At 61.4% G+C, this 17,784-nt stretch carries 17 protein-coding genes; 11 read left to right on the top strand and 6 right to left on the bottom strand.

The genetic code is table 11. The features are described from left to right. Positions 1-57: 57 nt before the first annotated feature. Positions 58-1,032, top strand: coding sequence for a magnesium transporter CorA family protein (locus ACO07N_RS15010; RefSeq protein ID WP_421981790.1), 975 nt, complete (start codon positions 58-60; stop codon positions 1,030-1,032). Between the two features lie 40 nt (positions 1,033-1,072). On the opposite strand, the gene pdxH is transcribed toward ACO07N_RS15010, so the two are convergent. After that, positions 1,073-1,708, bottom strand: coding sequence for a pyridoxamine 5'-phosphate oxidase (gene pdxH / locus ACO07N_RS15005; RefSeq protein WP_421981789.1), 636 nt, complete (start codon positions 1,706-1,708; stop codon positions 1,073-1,075). A gap of 81 nt (positions 1,709-1,789) precedes the next feature. Here pdxH and ACO07N_RS15000 point away from each other — a divergent pair, with 81 nt between their 5' ends. Both ACO07N_RS15000 and ACO07N_RS14995 read left to right on the top strand, forming a co-directional pair. After that, positions 1,790-2,257 carry an RT0821/Lpp0805 family surface protein gene (locus ACO07N_RS15000; protein WP_421981788.1) on the top strand — a complete coding sequence of 156 codons (468 nt, stop codon included), beginning with the start codon at positions 1,790-1,792 and terminating at the stop codon, positions 2,255-2,257. A 201-nt stretch (positions 2,258-2,458) separates the two neighbouring features. Continuing rightward, positions 2,459-3,451 (top strand): DnaJ C-terminal domain-containing protein, encoded by a 993-nt coding sequence (locus ACO07N_RS14995; protein ID WP_421981787.1) that lies wholly within the window; start codon positions 2,459-2,461, stop codon positions 3,449-3,451. A 350-nt stretch (positions 3,452-3,801) separates the two neighbouring features. On the opposite strand, the gene ACO07N_RS14990 is transcribed toward ACO07N_RS14995, so the two are convergent. Both ACO07N_RS14990 and ACO07N_RS14985 read right to left on the bottom strand, forming a co-directional pair. Next, positions 3,802-4,293 carry an SRPBCC family protein gene (locus ACO07N_RS14990; protein ID WP_421981786.1) on the bottom strand — a complete coding sequence of 164 codons (492 nt, stop codon included), beginning with the start codon at positions 4,291-4,293 and terminating at the stop codon, positions 3,802-3,804. 1 nt (position 4,294) lies between these two features. Then, positions 4,295-4,657, bottom strand: a complete 363-nt coding sequence (locus ACO07N_RS14985; protein ID WP_421981785.1) for an ArsR/SmtB family transcription factor — start codon at positions 4,655-4,657, stop codon at positions 4,295-4,297. A gap of 91 nt (positions 4,658-4,748) precedes the next feature. On the opposite strand from ACO07N_RS14985, the gene ACO07N_RS14980 reads away from it, so the two are divergent. From ACO07N_RS14980 to ACO07N_RS14965, 4 genes are all read left to right on the top strand, one after another. Beyond that, a complete protein-coding gene (locus ACO07N_RS14980; protein WP_421981784.1) occupies positions 4,749-5,279 on the top strand; it encodes a MarR family winged helix-turn-helix transcriptional regulator in 531 nt (176 codons plus the stop codon). Beyond that, positions 5,276-5,602, top strand: a complete 327-nt coding sequence (locus tag ACO07N_RS14975; RefSeq protein ID WP_421981783.1) for an antibiotic biosynthesis monooxygenase family protein — start codon at positions 5,276-5,278, stop codon at positions 5,600-5,602. Before ACO07N_RS14980 ends, ACO07N_RS14975 begins: the two co-directional genes overlap by 4 nt. Before the next feature lies 1 nt (position 5,603). Beyond that, positions 5,604-6,290, top strand: coding sequence for a GNAT family N-acetyltransferase (locus ACO07N_RS14970; protein WP_421981782.1), 687 nt, complete (start codon positions 5,604-5,606; stop codon positions 6,288-6,290). A 1,383-nt stretch (positions 6,291-7,673) separates the two neighbouring features. Continuing rightward, on the top strand, positions 7,674-8,069 hold the full coding sequence (locus tag ACO07N_RS14965) for a hypothetical protein (RefSeq protein WP_421981781.1): 396 nt from the start codon (positions 7,674-7,676) through the stop codon (positions 8,067-8,069). A 30-nt stretch (positions 8,070-8,099) separates the two neighbouring features. Here the strand turns inward: ACO07N_RS14965 and ACO07N_RS14960 are convergent, their stop codons facing one another. Beyond that, a complete protein-coding gene (locus tag ACO07N_RS14960; protein ID WP_421981780.1) occupies positions 8,100-9,422 on the bottom strand; it encodes an NAD(P)/FAD-dependent oxidoreductase in 1,323 nt (440 codons plus the stop codon). A 1-nt stretch (position 9,423) separates the two neighbouring features. Beyond that, positions 9,424-10,749: an NAD(P)/FAD-dependent oxidoreductase gene (locus tag ACO07N_RS14955; RefSeq protein ID WP_421981779.1), complete on the bottom strand. Its 1,326-nt coding sequence runs from the start codon at positions 10,747-10,749 to the stop codon at positions 9,424-9,426. 228 nt (positions 10,750-10,977) lie between these two features. Here ACO07N_RS14955 and ACO07N_RS14950 point away from each other — a divergent pair, with 228 nt between their 5' ends. Together ACO07N_RS14950 and ACO07N_RS14945 are read left to right on the top strand one after the other, a co-directional pair. Beyond that, entirely contained in the window at positions 10,978-11,211 is a 234-nt protein-coding gene (locus tag ACO07N_RS14950; protein ID WP_421981778.1) for a hypothetical protein, read from the top strand. Between the two features lie 5 nt (positions 11,212-11,216). Continuing rightward, positions 11,217-13,601 (top strand): fatty acid cis/trans isomerase, encoded by a 2,385-nt coding sequence (locus ACO07N_RS14945; RefSeq protein WP_421981777.1) that lies wholly within the window; start codon positions 11,217-11,219, stop codon positions 13,599-13,601. Between the two features lie 24 nt (positions 13,602-13,625). Here ACO07N_RS14945 and ACO07N_RS14940 read toward each other — a convergent pair whose 3' ends face one another. Further along, a complete protein-coding gene (locus tag ACO07N_RS14940) occupies positions 13,626-14,522 on the bottom strand; it encodes a LysR family transcriptional regulator (protein ID WP_421981776.1) in 897 nt (298 codons plus the stop codon). A gap of 154 nt (positions 14,523-14,676) precedes the next feature. Here ACO07N_RS14940 and ACO07N_RS14935 point away from each other — a divergent pair, with 154 nt between their 5' ends. Further along, on the top strand, positions 14,677-16,293 hold the full coding sequence (locus ACO07N_RS14935; protein WP_421981775.1) for a GMC family oxidoreductase: 1,617 nt from the start codon (positions 14,677-14,679) through the stop codon (positions 16,291-16,293). Then, positions 16,290-17,777 (top strand): aldehyde dehydrogenase family protein, encoded by a 1,488-nt coding sequence (locus ACO07N_RS14930; protein ID WP_421981774.1) that lies wholly within the window; start codon positions 16,290-16,292, stop codon positions 17,775-17,777. The genes ACO07N_RS14935 and ACO07N_RS14930 overlap by 4 nt, the downstream gene beginning before the upstream one ends. Positions 17,778-17,784 lie beyond the last annotated feature (7 nt).

Below are 17,784 nucleotides of genomic sequence, written 5' to 3'. Positions count from 1 at the left end.
ATACGGAACAAGATGCAGGCCGGCGATGCGTGGCCTGACCGTGCGGAGTCTGACTTGATGATCATTGCCTACTGCCCTTCCGTGAATGGTCTTGAACGCATTGAACTCGCCCCCGATACGGCCTTGCCCTCCACGTCCGTGTGGATCGACCTCATCTCGCCGACCCGGGAAGAGCAGAAAGCCGCCGAGAAACTGATGGGCGCGGAAATTCCGACACGGGACGAAATCGCCTCCATAGAAACGTCCGAACGGCTTTACGCCGAGCCCGGCGCGCTCGTCATGACGGTTCAGATGCCGATGGCCACGCGCACGCTCGACCCGATCCTGTCTTCCGTAACCTTCGTTCTCAGCTCAAAGCGGCTTGTGACCGTCCGGTACGGCGAGCCAAAGTCGATCGCCCTCCTGTCAAAGAAGGTCCAGGGCGATGCCACGATCGCCCATCTGGGGCCGGCGGTGCTGTTTGCCCTGCTCGACATCATCGTGGACCGCTGTGCCGACGAAATGGAAAACGCGTCGGCCCGTTATGACGAACTGGCCGTCCAGGTGTTCGGAGACGGCCTCAACATGCGCAAGACGGCAAGCTACCAGGTGGCCATCAAGCAACTGGGACAGGTCGGCCTGCACGTCGCCAAGATGCACGACGTGTGCACGAGCCTGTCGCGCGCGCTGCTGTTCCTCAACACGAATGCGAAGCGGGTCGGCCTGGGCGAGGACCAGGCAGCGGAGGTCAAGACCTACGGGCGTGATGTGCGATCCATCAAGGAACACGCCGATGCGATGGACAACAAGCTCGCATTTCTGCTGGATGCGACCGTCGGCCTCGTCACGCTGGAACAGAATCAGATCTCGAAGATCTTCACTGTTCTCGGTCTCGTGTTCCTGCCCCCGACGCTGATTGCGTCCATCTACGGCATGAATTTCACCAACATGCCCGAACTCAAATGGGAACAGGGGTTTCTGTTCTCGCTCGGAATGATGTTCGTGTCGGTTGTGGCAACGTTCCTATTTTTCCGCTGGAAACGCCTCTTGTGATGCGGATCATGACGGATTTTCAGCGCCGCCTCGTCCGTTCTCACGGGTAAAGCCTGTCCTTCTCCCAGGGCTGGTCGGCGGCGCTGCGCGAAAACACGATCCGGTCGTGCAGCCGGAACGGTCTGTCATGCCAGAATTCGATCGACGTGGGCACAAGACGCAGTCCGGACCAGTGCTCCGGGCGCGGAATGTCGCCGACACCGAATTTCGCGGTATACTTTGCGACTTCCTTTTCGAGCGCAAACCGGCTCTCCAGCGATCTGGACTGTTTCGACGCCCAGGCGCCGATCCGGCTGCCCCGCGGCCGCGACTGGTAATAGGCGTCCGCCTCCTCGTCGGACACTTTTTGCACCTCGCCGCGAATGCGCACCTGCCGTCTCAGGGACTTCCAGTGAAAGCACATTGCAGCCTTGCCGGAGGTCAACAGCTCGACGCCCTTCGCGCTTTCGAAATTCGTGTAGAAGACAAAGCCCCGTTCATCGAAACCCTTGAGCAGGACCATGCGCACATTCGGGAGCCCGGTTTCATCGACCGTTGCCAGCGCAAGCGCATTCGGATCGTTGGGTTCGGATCCCTTGGCGTCCTCAAGCCATTCAGAAAAAAGGTCAAATGGCTTCTTGACGTCCGCAAAGTCACCTTTTGTTAACTCTTCAGTAGGAAGCTTGGGGTCTGTCATGGGTTACCTGTCGAAGAACTCGACTGCCTGAAGCACGGCAAGGATCTGCCAGTGAAGGGGCCGTCTGAAACATTGTATCTTATGCGTTCATATACTCTCAGACGCGGCAAGATCCACCCCCTTGTCGCCGCAGCATCACTCCTCTCGGTCTGCCTTGCCGGATGCGCACAGGTTACCGTGCCGATGGGCAGCAACAACGTCGAGACGCCGACCGTGCTCACGGGATCCATTCCGTCGTCATCAGATCAGGCCTATTCCGATGTCAATGCGGACGATCGCGCGGTCATCGCCGAAAATCTCGACACGTTGAGCGGAGAACTGGATCTGGGCGCGGAGAGCCAGAACGTCATGCTGTCCTGGCTGAACCCGGTCAGCGGCAATTCGGGAACGCTGACGAAGATTGAAACCGGTACCTTCGACGCGACCGGGTGTCTTTCCTTTCACACCACCGCAAATACCATTGCGGGGATAAGGCTCTATTCGGGAACCGCCTGCCGGGACATCACCCAGAGATTCGCGGTCACGGCGCTCAGCGTCACCGACGCCTGATCCCCGGTCAGCCGCACATCGCAAGCCGTGGCGCGGATCCGCGCGGCCAAGGACTGGAATTTTGCCTGTTCCGTTCCGATATAGTAGATAAGTCCGGTCAGTTCAGCCTCAGGAAAACGCGCGCTTCGGAGCAGGTCATGTGTCCGAAGCGTTTCCGCGTGAGGCGGGCGGCCGGAAAATCTTAGATACCTGGTGATGTGAATGCGAGATCCCTACAGCGTTCTCGGGGTGGCGAAAAATGCCAGCGAGGGCGACATTAAAAAGGCTTTTCGGAAGTTGGCCAAGAAATACCATCCTGATCAGAACAAGGACGATCCGGGTGCACAGCAGCGCTTTGCCGAGGTCAACCAGGCCTATGAAATCGTGGGTGACAAGGACAAGCGCGCCCAGTTCGATCGCGGCGAGATCGACGCGGAAGGCAAGCAGCGCTTCCAGTCAAAGGGGTTTGACGGTTTCTCCGGCTTCGAAGATTTCGGGGCTGCGGGCGGGGCCCAGGGCTTCCGCTCCAGCGGCGGCGGCAGTAGCGGCGGCTTCGACGACATCCTGAACGATATCTTCGGCGGTTTCGGCGGCCGCGGCGGCCGATCCGGTGCAGGTGCGGGTCCGGGTGCCGGCGGCTTTGCCGGTGGCGGTGCGCGCGCAAAGGCCCCGCCGCGAAAAAAGGGGAAGAATGCGGACATCGTCGCCCGCGTGTCGCTCGAGGACATCGTGAATTCGGGAAAGACACAGGTTACGCTGCCGAGCGGAAAGACGGTCAACGTGACGCTGCCGAAAGGTGTCGAGGAAGGTGAGAAGATCCGGCTGAAGGGCCAGGGTCATCCGGGTGAACATGGCGGTCCTGCCGGCGACGCGATGGTTGAAGTCAGGATCAAGCCGCACAAGCTGTTCGAGATGAAGGGCACGGATCTGCATCTGGACCTGCCGCTCACGCTTTACGAAGCCGTATTGGGAGCAAAGGTGCGCACGCCGACCCTGTCCGGCGCGGTCAATCTGACGATCCCGCCCAACACGTCGAGCGGCAAGGCGATGCGCCTGAAGGGAAAAGGCCTGCCAAACAAGACCGGCGGCCACGGAGATCTCCTGGTGAAGCCGCAGATCATCATGGCGCCGCACAGCGACAACGAACTCGACACCCTGATGAAGGCGTGGAAGGAAATCACCCCCTACCGTGCGCGTGGACCGGAATACGACTAGGTGATGGACCCATAAATGAGGCTGAAATGGCATGCGAAATGGCGAAATCCCGTTAGGAAGGGTGTGCGGAGCGGGCTTCCTGCCCGGTCAAGCACGCTGACGCCACGGGGTGAAGCCATTTCCATGTCCTTCGGATTTGACCGGATTGCGCCTCCCCGGCGTCGCGAAAGGCTTGAAAATGAACCACATTTCTTGCGCTTCCGCTCCTTGAGGAGAAGCAATCCGCCTCAAACCATTTCCGCCTCATTTATGGGTCCATCACCTAAGCTTCACGCACCGGCCGGAACGGGCCATCCGGCACCCTGACAGACAGGCTGCCCGCCAGCCAGGCGGGCAGCCTTTCAATTTGTTCAGACCTTGAGTTCCACCAGCAACTCCGCCAGCATCTCCATGCCTTTGCCCCAACCCTGGTCGAGACCGCTGATGGCTCCGGCAAAGCAGGATATTTCGGCATCTGTCGCCTCATGAGGTGTCCACACGAGGCGCATTTCGGTATCGTCGCCCGCCTCGGAGAATGTCACCGTCGTCAGGAGCGTTCTCGGCCAGTCTGGCATCATGGGATTGGAAGCCGGGTCCCAGTTCTCATCCGACACGGAATGCAGCCAGACAAGTCTTTCCGGTTCGACGACCTCGGTGTATTCGACACGCTGATAGTGCGAGCCGCCGCCGTATCTCATCTCGTTCAACCAGAGCCCGCCCGGCCTGACATCCAGCTTGTGAATGACGGTTTCCACGCCCGGACCGTACCAGCGCGCGAGCAGGTCCGGCTCGGTCCATGTTTTCCAGACAAGCTCACGCGGTGCATTGAAACGTCTTTCCAAAATATACTCGGGCAAGGACACGCTATTTCTCCCAGTTTTCCGTGTTTTTCAGTTCATCGAGCAACGTGTCGAGCTGATCGAAACTCGATGACCAAAACTTTCTGAATTCTTCCAGCCAGGCGACGGCTTCCTTCATGGGGGCCGCATTCAATTTCGCCGGCCGCCGCTGACGATCGGAACCGCGCATGATCAGGCCTGCGCGCTCCAGCACTTTCAGATGCTTGGAGACCGCGGGCTGGCTCATGTCGAACGGCTCGGCAATTTCGTTGACGGACGCCTCGCCTGCCGCCAACCGGGTCAGGATTGCTCTGCGGGTCGGATCGGACAACGCGGCAAAAACGGCGTCAAGCGAAGCGTCACCCTTTATATAACCAACTTGTTCCATAACTGAATGGTTATTTTTAATTGCCAAACATGTCAAGCGCCTTGATTTACATATCATGTTATATTACTTGTTATACAAATAGGAGATCCCGATGGTCGAAGACATTGTCCGTGCGCTTGGGTACGGAACGCTCGGCAGCCGGTTGAAGCGGCTGGGAGAAAAACTTCAGGCACAGACCCAGGAGATCAGCGCGCTGACGCAGCAGACCAACCTGCCGGCATCCCATCACCCGGTTCTCGCGGCACTCGACCGGAACGGCCCGCTGAGCATCGGCAGCCTGGCTGACGCCGTCGGCCTGAGCCAGCCGGGCGTGACACGCATGGTCAACAAGCTGAAATCAGACGGATTGGTCGAGGCGTTGCCGGACCCGCGCGACCGGCGCGTCGCCAGGATTGCGCTGAGCGAAAACGGCCAGGCATTGGTACGGCATCTGCAGCAAACGCTCTGGCCGGAAATCATCGTGGCGGTCGCGGATGCCTGTTCCGGACTGGACGGCAACCTGCTTCAACAGCTTGGGCAGCTTGAAGACGCCCTTGAGGCCTGCCCTCTGAGTTCCCGGCGCGCAGCCGAACCGCTGCCGGCCTGGAAGGACATCACGTCGAACATGGAGACAACACGGTGATCAGGCGCATCTGGCATGGCTGGACAACACCGGACAATGCTGACCGGTATTTCAGCGTCCTTTCAGGGACAGTCATTCCCGGAATCAAGGACCTGTCCATTCCGGGATTTCTCGGGATAGACGTTCTGCGGCGGGAGCTTGCAGACGAGGTCGAATTCGCAACCATCATGACCTTTAGCAGCCTCGACGATGTCGTCGTCTTTCAGGGTCCGGACTACGCGCGCAGCCACGTTCCCGCGGCAGCCCGGGACCTGCTGAGCCGCTGGGACGAAATGGCCACCCACTATGAGGTCATGACCTTGCCCACTCCCGCGGAGCCGTGACATGAGCGAGCTTCTCAATCGCGTGGTCTGGTCGGCACTCGCAACACGGCAGTCCGCCTTCTCGCAGGGCACCGCGCTCGCACGGCGCTTTGATCCCGGCGTTTCCCCTTTCGCTTCCGCAAAAGACAATTCGGACGAAGCACTTGCAGCGCTCGAGGACCTGTTTCAAACCGGTGACGATCGTGCCTTTCTCCTGCAGGCAGAAAACATTTTGCTGCCCGGGAACCTTGTTGCCGAAAAGACAGCCCTCGGCGTCCTGATGATCGAGAAAACAGCGATCGTGCCGCCTTCCCGGCATGCCGGGATCCAGCCCCTTTCGGTTGAAGATGTTCCGGAAATGGTCGCGCTGGCGGAACTGACACAACCCGGTCCCTTCACGGACCGCACGCCCGAACTCGGCACCTTTTTCGGAGTGCGGCTTGACGGCCGACTCGCGGCGATGGGCGGAACGCGGCTCAACCTGAGCGGCTACAGGGAAATCAGCGGACTTTGTACCCATCCAGACTTTCAGGGGCGCGGCCTTGCAAGCGCCCTCACCCTCCATGTTGCCGCAAGGATAAGGGCTGACGGCGACACACCGTTTCTGCATGCCTATGCGGACAATCACGGCGCGATCGGGCTTTACCGCAAACTCGGATTCGAAATCTGGAACGAGGTCAATGTCGCCGTGGTGCGCCGCCGCACCTGATCTGCGAACGCGGAGCTGTTGCGTAAGAGCCGAAGCAAAAAACCCCTCTCCCGCCGGGAGAGGGCCAGGGTGAGGGATCGAACGCTTGCGTGTCTCGCCGTGGCTTGTCCCCTCACCCGGCGCATGCGCGCCGCCCTCTCCCACTGGGAGAGGTAACCAGGTCCGGCGAACGAAGCGCACGTTCAACCCCTTCCGCTGCGTCCTGAGCAAACGCGCGGAGTTGGTGTGCAAGCGCCGCGGCAAACGTCCCCTCTCCCGCCGGGAGAGGGCCAGGGTGAGGGATCGAACGCTTGCGTGTCTCGCCGTGGCTTGTCCCCTCACCCGGCGCATGCGCGCCGACCTCTCCCAGTGGGAGAGGTAACCAGGTCCGGCGACCAAAGAGCCCGTTCGACCGCTTCCGCCACGTTCTGAGCAAGCGCGCGGAGCTGTTGCGTAAGAGCCGAAGCAAACGTCCCCTCTCCCACTGGGAGAGGGCCAGGGTGAGGGATCAGACGCTTGCGTGTCTCACCGGAGTTTGTCCCCTCACCCGGCGCAGTCGCGCCGACCTCTCCCAAGGGGAGAGGTAACCGATCCGGCGAGTAAAGCGCTCGTTCAACCCCTTCCGCAACGTCCTGAGCAAGCGCGCGGAGTTGGTGTGCAAGCGCCGCGGCAAACGTCCCCTCTCCCGCCGGGAGAGGGCCAGGGTGAGGGATCGAACGCTTGCGTGTCTCGCCGTGGCTTGTCCCCTCACCCGGCGCAGTCGCGCCGACCTCTCCCAATGGGAGAGGTAACCAGGTCCGGCGACCAAAGAGCCCGTTTGACCCCTTCCGCTACGTTCTGAGCAAGCGCGCGGAGCTGTTGCGCAAGAGCCGAAGCAAACGTCCCCTCTCCCACTGGGAGAGGGCCAGGGTGAGGGATCAGACGCTTGCGTGTCTCACCGTGGCTCGTCCCCTCACCCGGCGCAGTCGCGCCGACCTCTCCCAAGGGGAGAGGTAACCGATCCGGCGAGTAATGCGCTCGTTCAACCCCTTCCGCCACGTCCTGAGCAAGCGCGCGGTGTTGGTGTGCAAGCGCCGCGGCAAACGTCCCCTCTCCCGCCGGGAGAGGGCCAGGGTGAGGGATCGAACGCTTGCGTGTCTCGCCGTGGCTTGTCCCCCCACCCGGCGCAGTCGCGCCGACCTCTCCCAAGGGGAGAGGTAACCGATCCAGCGACTTGGGAGCCGTTCGATCGCGGGCAACAAAGCGCCTGCGGGAACTGGCTGCTCGCCAAGCGCTTCCGCGATCAAAAGTTGCGTATCTGCAACATGCGCCTGTCAAATTGCGCTCCTCGAACCGTGTTTGATTGCAATCAGGAAGCGAATTCTTTAGGGCTTGCGTCATTGTATAAAATCACAAGGCACGACAATGCGCACACTCTTCCTTTCCGTCCTTATTCTATTGTTTCCAGCTCTCGCCATGGCGGACACGATCCGGGAAACCGTTCCGGCAAACAAGGCAAGCGCGGTTGGATCCCATGCAACCTACGGGCCTGACTGCGGCGGCGGGGTGATCCCGAAGATGAAGGTCACCCGGAGGCCGAAAAACGGCTCCGTGTCGTTTCAGCAGATCACCAGAACGCTCAGCGAAAAGGCGGGACGTTGCGCCGGCCGACCCGTCAAGGGCACGGTCGTCATCTACACACCGAACAGGGGGTTCCGTGGCGAGGATGTTTTCAACGTCAGGTTCACGATGGACATGCACACCTATGGCACGGCCAAGATCCGAAATATTTCGAACAAGTACATCGTCCAGGTCAAGTAACCGGTTGCCCGGCCGGCACGCGGCCGGGTCTCACCTGTCCTTCCAGCCGTACAGCCAGTAGGCGCCCTGCAAATAGAGCTTGCGGAACAGCGGCAGCGGAAACTTTTTCAGTGGCTGTTGCAATGGCGCAGGCAAATCCTGAGGTTTCAGCGCTCCGGTGATCAACCCGGCGAGTTTTTCGCCGGAGATCGAGGCCATGGCGATCCCGCTGCCGTGCCATCCAAGCGCGGCATAGACCCCTTCCATGCCGGGCACCGCACCGACAAAGGGGGTGAGCGCGCGCGACATGCAGACATTGCCATGCCAGCTGTACTCAGTCTCGACGTCCACCCATGCCGGAAACATGGTTTCGAAGTCTGAGCGCGCGCGCTTGCGCATTTTGGTCAAGGCAGGTTCGGCGTCGAATATGCCGCCGCGTGTTCCGAACAGAAATCTCCTGTCCGGCAACAGGCGGAAATAGTGGAGTAAAATGCGGGTATCGGCGGCCATGGTGTCCGATCTCCATCCCTGAGCGGATAGTTCGCCGTCGCTCAACGGGCGGGTCACCTGGATCGAGGACATGACCGGCAACGTCCGGCCGTAAAGCCACTTGGGGGCATTTTCCCGCGCATATCCGTTCCCGGCGAGCACCACCTTTTTTGCACGCACATAGCCATGCATGGTTTCAAGATGCCAGCGTTCGCCATCCCTGGTCAGATTTGTCACCGGCGACTTGCCGAAAATGCCGCCGCCCGCCTTTCGCACCTGATCCGCGAGTGCAAGAACGTATGTCATCGGATTGAGCGCAAAGCCGTAAGGCACGTGCAGGCCGCCATGAAAACCGTCGCCGCCGAAGCCCTCCTCCCCCAACGCTTCCTTTGAAAGCAGACGCGCCTTCATTCCGAAGTTTTCCTTCAGGAAGCTTGCTTCCGATTTCAGAGCCGCGACATCCCTGCTGCGATGCGCCAGGTACATTTCACCCATTGAATGGCGATCCGCATCGACGCCCCAGGCTTCGAGCCTTTGCGCAACCAGATTTATCCCGGCGACCTGGTAGGCGACAAACCTGCGCGCCTCCTCCAGGCCGAACCTGCGGATCAGCTGACGTCCGTCCAGCTTCGTTCCCCCCAGGCAGCAAAAGCCGCCATTGCGACCTGACGCTCCAAAACCGACGTGCTCGGCCTCCAGCACGCAGACGGAAACACCCTTCTGCGCAAGCTTCAAGGCTGCGCTGAGCCCGGCATAGCCCGCACCGATGACTGCCACGTCAAACAGGGCGTTGCCCATCAACTGACGATCCAGGCGCGGCTGCCCGGCGTTTGCCTCCCAGTAACTGCCGATCACCGCTCGCGGTGGCTTGCTCTGCTGCAGCATCTCAGATCCCCAGCCTGTCCCGAAGCGAGAACCAGGTCATTGCAAGAACCAGGAGCGGAAAGCGCAGGCGGTCACCGCCGGGAAACGCAGGAATGTTCAGCTTTTCAAAGACATCAAACCGTCCGGCTGTCCCGGCGACGGTCTCCGCCAGGATCTGGCCGCCGAGCGTTGCCATGGCAACGCCGTGCCCAGAGTATCCGGACGCTGTCAGCATATTGGGCGCGGGACGCGCGAAGTAAGGCATGCGCTTCGGCGTGATGGCCAGCGTGCCCCCCCAACCGTAATCGAGGCCGACGTCCTTGAGCTGCGGAAAGATCTCCTGCAGGGGCCCACGGACAAAGGCCTTTATGTCTTCCGGAAACCGGTAGCCGTAATTCTCACCGCCGCCGAACAGCAGGCGACGGTCGGCGGACAAGCGGAAATAATTGATCACGAACTTGCTGTCGGCGACGGCCACGTTGCCCCGAATGATGCGTTCCGCCTCTTCAGGCGAAAACGGTTCCGTTGCGACAATGAAGTTGTTTATCGGCATGACATGCGAGGCTGTCTGCCGGTCGAGCCTGCCAAGATAGCCGTTGCATGCAAGAATGAGATGATCGGCGGTGACATTCCCCTGCCCCGTTGCAACCGTGATCCGGCCGTTGCCCTTGCCGTCGATCCCCGTGACCTTTGTCTCTTCGAATATCCTGGCGCCGGCCACTTCGGCGGCGCGGCCCAGCCCCAGCGCGAAGTTCAACGGATGGAGATGCCCCGCACCCATGTCGAGCGAGCCGCCGAAATAGCGCGGGCTGCCCACGAGGTCTCCGATTTCATCGCCGTCGACAAAGCGGATGTCTTCGTATCCGTAGGTGAGCCGGAGGTGTTCGACATGGTCCCGGCTTTCCTCCACATACGCCTTGCGATGATCGGCGTGCAGGATGCCAGGCGCATAGTCGCACGCGATGCCGTGACGGGAAATCAGATCGCGGACAAGCGCCTTGGATTGTTCGGCAAGGTCCCAGAGCAGTTTCGCATGCGCCTTGCCGTGCCGCTCTTCCAGAACAGTCTGCTCAACGCGCTGGCCAGACCCGACCTGGCCACCGTTGCGTCCGGACGCGCCCCAGCCGATCCGGTTGGCTTCGAGAAGCACAACGTCGATGCCGCGTTCAGCCAGATGCAGCGCCGCCGACAAACCTGTATAGCCGCCACCGACAACGCAGACCTGACAGTTTACAGATCCTTCCAGCGACGGGTTGTTCGTCGCCCTGTTTGCGGTCGCGGCATAATAGGAAGGTGCGTGCTGGCCCGGTGTGTCATTCGCCGTGAGGAGATCAAGCGCTGTTATCATCGCGGACCGCTAGCTCCCGTTGACTGAAACCCGGTGTTGAACTGAAACAAGGTGCCACCTTCCCGCGTTCAGGTGCCAACTTCAAGGCGAAAATCGACTTTCTTCGCGCAAGTTTCGCTTGTTTTTGCAAGCTCTTGGAACTCACCCGACGTCAACGCTGACCCTTGACAGCCCGGGCAGGACTGGTGACATGATCAAATTCAGATGACCCACAAGAAAGGCAAAACTGTGTTGGGACCCGCAGAACACCCCTGGCTCGATCCGCTCTGGCGGCGGGTCGCACTCGTTGTCTTTTGCGGCGGCTGGACCATCGTGGAATTTGCGGCAGGCAACACGGGCTGGGCGAGCATCGTCGGCGCCATCACCGCCTACGCAGCCTGGTGCTATCTTTATGCCTACAAGGGCTCCGACGACCCGTCCCGGAAAGACCCCGCGCAGGCGAATGAAGACGAGGCTCAGTAAGCGGCATGCGGCGGGCTCTTGCAGTCGGGATCCTGAATGCAGCGAGGACGGCCGTCCTTGCCGGGTTCGGTGCGCTTGTCCTCCTCGCCGGGGAGACCGCCGGTTCGCACAAGGCCGCCGCCAGTGAGACGGTTTCCGGTCCGCATTCGTCCGTGCAAGACACATTGAACAAGCGCTGTGTCGTCTGCCACGGGTGTTATGACGCTCCGTGTCAGTTGAAACTGTCTTCTCCGGCCGGTTGGCAGCGCGGAGCGACAACGGCAAAGGTGTACGATTCCAAACGGCTGGAAGATGCCCCGACCACGCGCCTTGGCATCGATGCGACGACCGTTCCCGCGTGGCGTCAAAAAGGCTTCTTTCCCGTGACCGCGGACCCGGGCAGCACGTCCGCCCTGGAACACCTGCTGAAAGCCGGACGCCGGCAGAGTTTCAAACTGGGCGCAGCCCTGCCCGACGATCTCAACATCAGTCCGCTTAGACGCAACAGTTGCCCCAAGCCCGATGAAATCGAGGACTATCTGTCCGACCACAGATACGGAGGCATGCCCTTCGGGACGGCACCATTGCCGGACCGGGACTATGAAACGCTCCTTGCCTGGGCCGCCGCAGGATCTCCCGCCGCGAACGAGGAGATCCGGATTCCGGATCACGTTGCCGACAGCGTCAGGGAGATCGAGACGTTCTTCAACCGGGACACCCTTCGGGCCAGGCTCGTTGCCCGCTACATCTACGAACACCTGTTCCTTGCCCATCTGCATATCGAAGGGGATGATCCGCGGCGCTTCTTCAGAATCATCCGCTCGCGCACGCCCGCAGGACGCCCGCACGAAGAAATCCCGTCACGGCGTCCGTTCGACGACCCCGGAGGCCCCTTCTTCTACCGGCTCATTCCGATAGACGGCACGATCCTGCACAAGGAGCACATTGTCTATGAAATCGGGGCTGACCGGCTGGCGCGCTACCGGGACCTGTTCCTCGCACCGGACTGGGGTCTCGACGCGCTGCCGCCCTACTCGAAGGAGGCAGGCGGCAACCCGCTCTCCACTTTCCAGGCGATCCCGCCGCGCAGCAGGTACCAGTTCCTTCTCGATGACGCGCTGTTTTTCGTGCGCACCTTCATCCGCGGACCGGTCTGCTACGGTCAGGTTGCGGTGAATGTCATTCAGGACAGGTTCTGGGTGTCTTTCCTCGACCCCGATGCGGACCTTTCCGTGACGGATCCGAGTTTTCTCAGGGACGCGATCCCGGTCCTGGAGCTGCCCGTCGCCTTGTCGGACGACAAGATATCGGAACGGCTGAAGAGTTTTCTGCTGGTCGGACCGCTGAAGTATCAGGCCTTCCGGCAGCAACGCTACGCCGAACGGGCCGCCCGCGACGGCGGTCTCGATTATTCGGACATCTGGGACGGAGACGGCACCAACACCAACGCACGCCTGACGATTTACAGAAATTTCTCGTCCGCGTCCGTGGTAACCGGCTACGAGGGCGCGATCCCCAAGACGGCGTGGGTGATCGACTTCCCGCTTTTCGAGCGGATCTACTACGATCTGGTGGCCGGTTTCGATGTGTTCGGCAATGTCGAGCACCAACTGACAACGCGCATGTACATGGACAATCTGCGCCGGGAAGGCGAGCGCATGTTCCTCTACTTCCTGCCGGCGGACCGGCGCGATGCCCTCCATGACAGCTGGTACAAGGGGCCGCTCGCCAACCTGCTGGACCTTTGGAAGGAAAGCCCGATCGACGACACGACACCGACGGGTATCCGCTTTGAAACCGACAGGCCCAAGACGGAGTTTCTGACGCGTTTGCTGACCATCGCGCCACGGCTCTGGCCGGTAGCCGATCCGATCAACCGCTGCTCCGAAGAGACCTGCGCCGGCGCGATGTCGACAGCCGGGAGGCTGCGCGGCCTGAGCGACCAGCCCGCACCCTGGGCGAAGTTCATGGCCGACGTTTCGATCCTGGTCGTCGAAGACGGCGACAAGACGGACGTGTTCACGATTGCCCACGACATGGCGCACAGCAACGTCGCCTTCATCTTCAACGAGGATCTGCGCCGCGAACCGGAACAGGATGAGCTCACCATCGTGAAGGGGCAGTTCAGCAGCTACCCGAATTTCATCTTCAGAATGAAGGCCGAACAGGTTCCTGATTTCGTGACCGCTGTCAGAGCAATCCGTAGCCAACGGGACTATCTGGACGTGATCGCGGCCCATGGCATCAGACGGACCGATCCGCGCTTCTGGGAAAGCATCGACCTGATCCAGTCCGAACTCAATGCCCAGAACGCGATCCAGGCGGGTCTGCTCGACATCAACCGCTACACCGATCCCAAACCACTGGACCCGATCGAGCGGCTGTTCGAATTCACCTTCTCCGTGGACTGAGCGACGTCCGTGTGCAGGCAGGCGTCACTTTCCGGCGGTTCTACCCAGTTCGGCGATCAGCCATTCGCAGAATATTGCAGCATCCTGGCCAAGTGCCTGACGCGGTCCCGACGTGACCAGATGGTAGCTGTGGCGGCTCTTGATCTTGCGGCTTGAGGAAACGACCAGCCGGCCAGCGTCCAGATAGGGTTGCGCAAGACTTTGCAGAACGAGCGCGTGACCGTGGCCGAGGGCGGCAAGTTCAAGCGCGGATAGCGTCTGATCGACCTGCAGACCGGTGCGCTGGGGCACAGGATGGCCAAAGGCCCTGAAAAAGCTCTCCCAGGTGTCGATCACCCCCATGATGTCGAGACGCACCGCCTTTGCCAGCGCCGTGAGATCCCTTTCCTTCGTGCCAAGCGCGAGGTCCGGATGGCACACCGGGATGATCGGGTCATTCAGCAGAAACTCGACATGCCCGTCCGTCCAGGTTCCGTCCCCGAAGCGGATGTCGATTTCAAAGAGATCGGGCTGAAGCGTCTCCGCCCAGGCGGCGGAGATCATCTGCAGTTCGATTCCGGGAAACCTGTCCTGAAAGGACTTCAGCCGCGGGATCATCCAGAGATGACCGAAACTGTTGAGACAGCGGAACCGCACCGGCTGACGGTCGCGTTCCCCGAACACCGAAACGGTTGCGATGGACAAGTCCGAGAACGCCTTTTCGACGCTCGGCAGGTAGGTCTGGCCGAGCCGCGTCAGCACCAGTTCCCTGTGCACCCTGTCGAAGAGCGGAAAGCCGAGTTTCTGCTCCAGCTGCCGCACCTGATAGCTGACGGCTGCCGGTGTGAGCAGCAGTTCCTCCGCGGCCCTGGTGAAGTTTCCAAGCCGTGCAGCGGCCTCGAAGGCACGTAGCCAGGACAAGGGTGGAAGACTGTATGTCAAGAACACCTCCCGGCAGCCACTGCCTTGCTTTTCCTATGAACGACAGTTTCTTTCTACAAATTTTTTCGATGTACTGCCAAATTTTTTTTCGCTTCATGATTTCACCGCGCTCGGTGAAACTCCACCGCGAACGACGTCTCCTGGCGATAGAGCGATGGACACTTTCGACTACATCATTGTCGGCGCCGGGTCTGCCGGGTGCATTCTAGCCGAACGCCTGAGCGCCGATCCGCAGACACGGGTCCTGCTGCTCGAAGCGGGCGGACCAGACAGTTCCCCCTGGGTTCGCATGCCGCTGGGATATGCAAAGCTCGTCACCAGTGCAAAACACACATGGCAGTTCAGGACTGACCCGGATGCCGGGCTCAACGGGCGCAGCATCTCCTGGCCGCGCGGCAAGGTGCTCGGGGGATCCGGCTCCATCAACGCCATGGTTTATTGCCGCGGTCTACCCGAGGACTTCGACGATTGGGAACGTGCAGGCGCACGCGGTTGGAGCTGGAAAGAGGTCAAAACCGTCTTCGAACGCCTGGAAACCAAGGTCGGGCCCACGGGTGAAAAGACCGGCGCGGGCGCGATCCACGTACAGGACACATCCAGCCAGATCCACAGCCTGAACCGGCACTTCTTTGCTGCACTCGATGAAACCGGTCTGCCGAGGTCCGGCGATTTCAACGGTGCGGCGCCCGAAGGCGGCGGCGTCTACCACATCACAACGCAAAACGGCGAACGCTGCTCTTCCGCGCGTGCGTTCTTGCGGCCCGTGCTCGCACGGCCCAATCTGTCGCTGCGGACCGGGGCGCCGGCAAGCCGCATCCTCTTTGAGGAACATACGGCGGTCGGTGTCCTGCTTGCGGATGGCGAGCGGGTTACCGCCCGGCACGAGGTCATCCTCTCTGCCGGCGCGATCGGATCTCCGCACCTGCTGCAGGTCTCAGGGATCGGCCCCGGCCGGCTGTTGCAGTCTCTCAAGATCCCGGTCATTTGCGCCAACGACAATGTCGGTGCGAATCTTCAGGACCATCTGGCGGCCACCTACACCTTCCGGGCCAGGGAAAGCACGCTGAATTCCGTCCTGCGGCCGTTGGCCGGCCAGGCACGGGCAGCCCTGCAATACGCCTTTACGCGGCGCGGTCCGCTGTCCCTTTCGGTCAACCAATGCGGCGGGTTCCTGAGATCCCGCCCTGAATTGGACCGGCCGGACCAGCAACTCTACTTCAACCCGATCAGTTACCGGATGGCGCAGAGCGGGGACCGAACCAGGCTGGCGCTCGACCCGTTCGACGGCTTCATCATCTGTGCCCAGCCGACCCGGCCGACGAGCCGCGGGCACATAAGCATCACAAGCGCCGATGCCGCTGTCGCACCGGGGATCCAGCCGAATTCGCTCAGCACCGAAGAAGACCGGCAAGCCGTTGTCGCAGGCGGCCGGCTCTGCCAGAAGATCATGGGCAGCCACGCGATGCGCGGCGTCGTGGAGACATCACTCGCGCCACATCTTGAAACGCTGGAAGACGCCGAACTGCTCGCCGATTTCCGGGAGCGGGCGAGCACGGTCTATCATCCGGTCTCGACCTGCAGGATGGGCGCGAACCGGACCACCGCCGTACTTGACAGCCGCCTCAGCGTGCACGGCATCAAACGCCTGCGCGTCGTCGACGCTTCCGCCTTTCCCAACATCACTTCTGGCAATACAAATGCCCCGACCATGATGCTCGCCCTGAAAGGGGCGGACCTGATCCTGCAAGACCGGAAACGAGCCGCAACATGACAGCTGAGACCATCGCCCGAACCTACCTGGAGACCGGCCACCTGCCCTCCCTGCCCGAGGGCCACTTCATCGACGGAAAGACGACACCGCCGTCGAACCGCAAGATGGAAAGCTTCGACCCGGGACGGGCCGAGGCCTTCGCGGAGTTTTCACTCGGCGAAACGTCCGACATGGACCGGGCAATCGCATCGGCTGAACAAGCTGCGGCGCACTGGCGCCAGGTCCCGCCGGGAGAGCGATGCACAATCCTCAACACTGTCGCCCGCCTGTTTCGCGAGAATGCCGATCGCCTCGCGGTCATCGAAGTTGTCGACAGCGGCAAGACCCTCGCCGAAGCACAGGGCGATGTTCAGTCCTCCGCACGGCTGTTTGAATATTACGCCGGTGCCGCCGACAAGCTCGACGGCCGGTCCGTCAATCTCGGTCCGGGCCACACCGCGTTCACGGTGCGCGAACCGGTCGGCGTCACCGGGCATATCATTCCGTGGAACTATCCGACCTCGACATTCGCACGCGGGGTAGCCCCAGCCCTTGCCGCCGGCTGCTCCGTGGTTGCCAAGCCCGCGGAAACGACACCCTTCACGGCACTGGTGATGGCGGAGCTCCTGTGCGAGGCAGGCGTTCCGGACGGCCTTGTGAACGTCGTTACCGGCCTCGGGTCCGACATGGGCGCTCAATTGGCACGCGATCCCAGGATCAAGCAGCTCACCTTTACCGGTTCCGTCTCAACCGGTATCAACGTCGCGCAGATGGCCGCGCCGAATGTCACCCGGCTGACGCTGGAACTCGGCGGCAAGTCGCCGCTGATCGCGTTCGAGGATGCGGACCCGGAAAAGGTCGCCGACGGCTCCTACTGGGCGATCTTCTCCAATTCCGGCCAGATCTGTTCCGCCGGATCCCGGCTGATCCTGCACAAGGCGATCCGTGATGACGTCCTCGCCATCCTCGCCGAACGCGCAAAGTCCATCAGACCCGGACACGGGCTGTCGGACCCCGACATGGGCGCCATAAATTCGGACCTGCACCTGTCGCGCATCAAGACCCATGTCGAGGCGGCAAAGGCCCGTGGCGCGACCCTTCTGACCGGCGGCGACGTCACGGTGGACGCGGACACCGGCAAGGGCTGGTTCTTCCAGCCGACGGTGATTGCCGATCTTGCCCCGGGCGACCCGGCCGTGCAGGACGAGATTTTCGGGCCCGTTCTGTCCGTGCAGAATTTCGAGACCGAGGAAGAAGCCATCCGGCTTGCCAACGGCACCGAATTCGGGCTGATTGCCAGTGTCTACACAAGGGATGTCGGACGCGCGATGCGGGTTGCGCATGCGATGGATTGCGGCCAGGTTTCCGTCAATGACTATTGGGCCGGTGGCCTGGAATTGCCGTTCGGCGGCAACAAGAAGTCCGGATACGGCCGTGAAAAGGGCTGGGAGGGGCTGGATGCCTACACCAAGGTGAAGTCGATCACGATCAGCAACGGGAGTTGAGTGCATT

Source organism: Roseibium sp. (assembly GCF_965229775.1).
Taxonomy (GTDB): Bacteria; Pseudomonadota; Alphaproteobacteria; order Rhizobiales; family Stappiaceae; genus Roseibium.
This window is presented reverse-complemented; position numbering and strand designations above follow the sequence as displayed.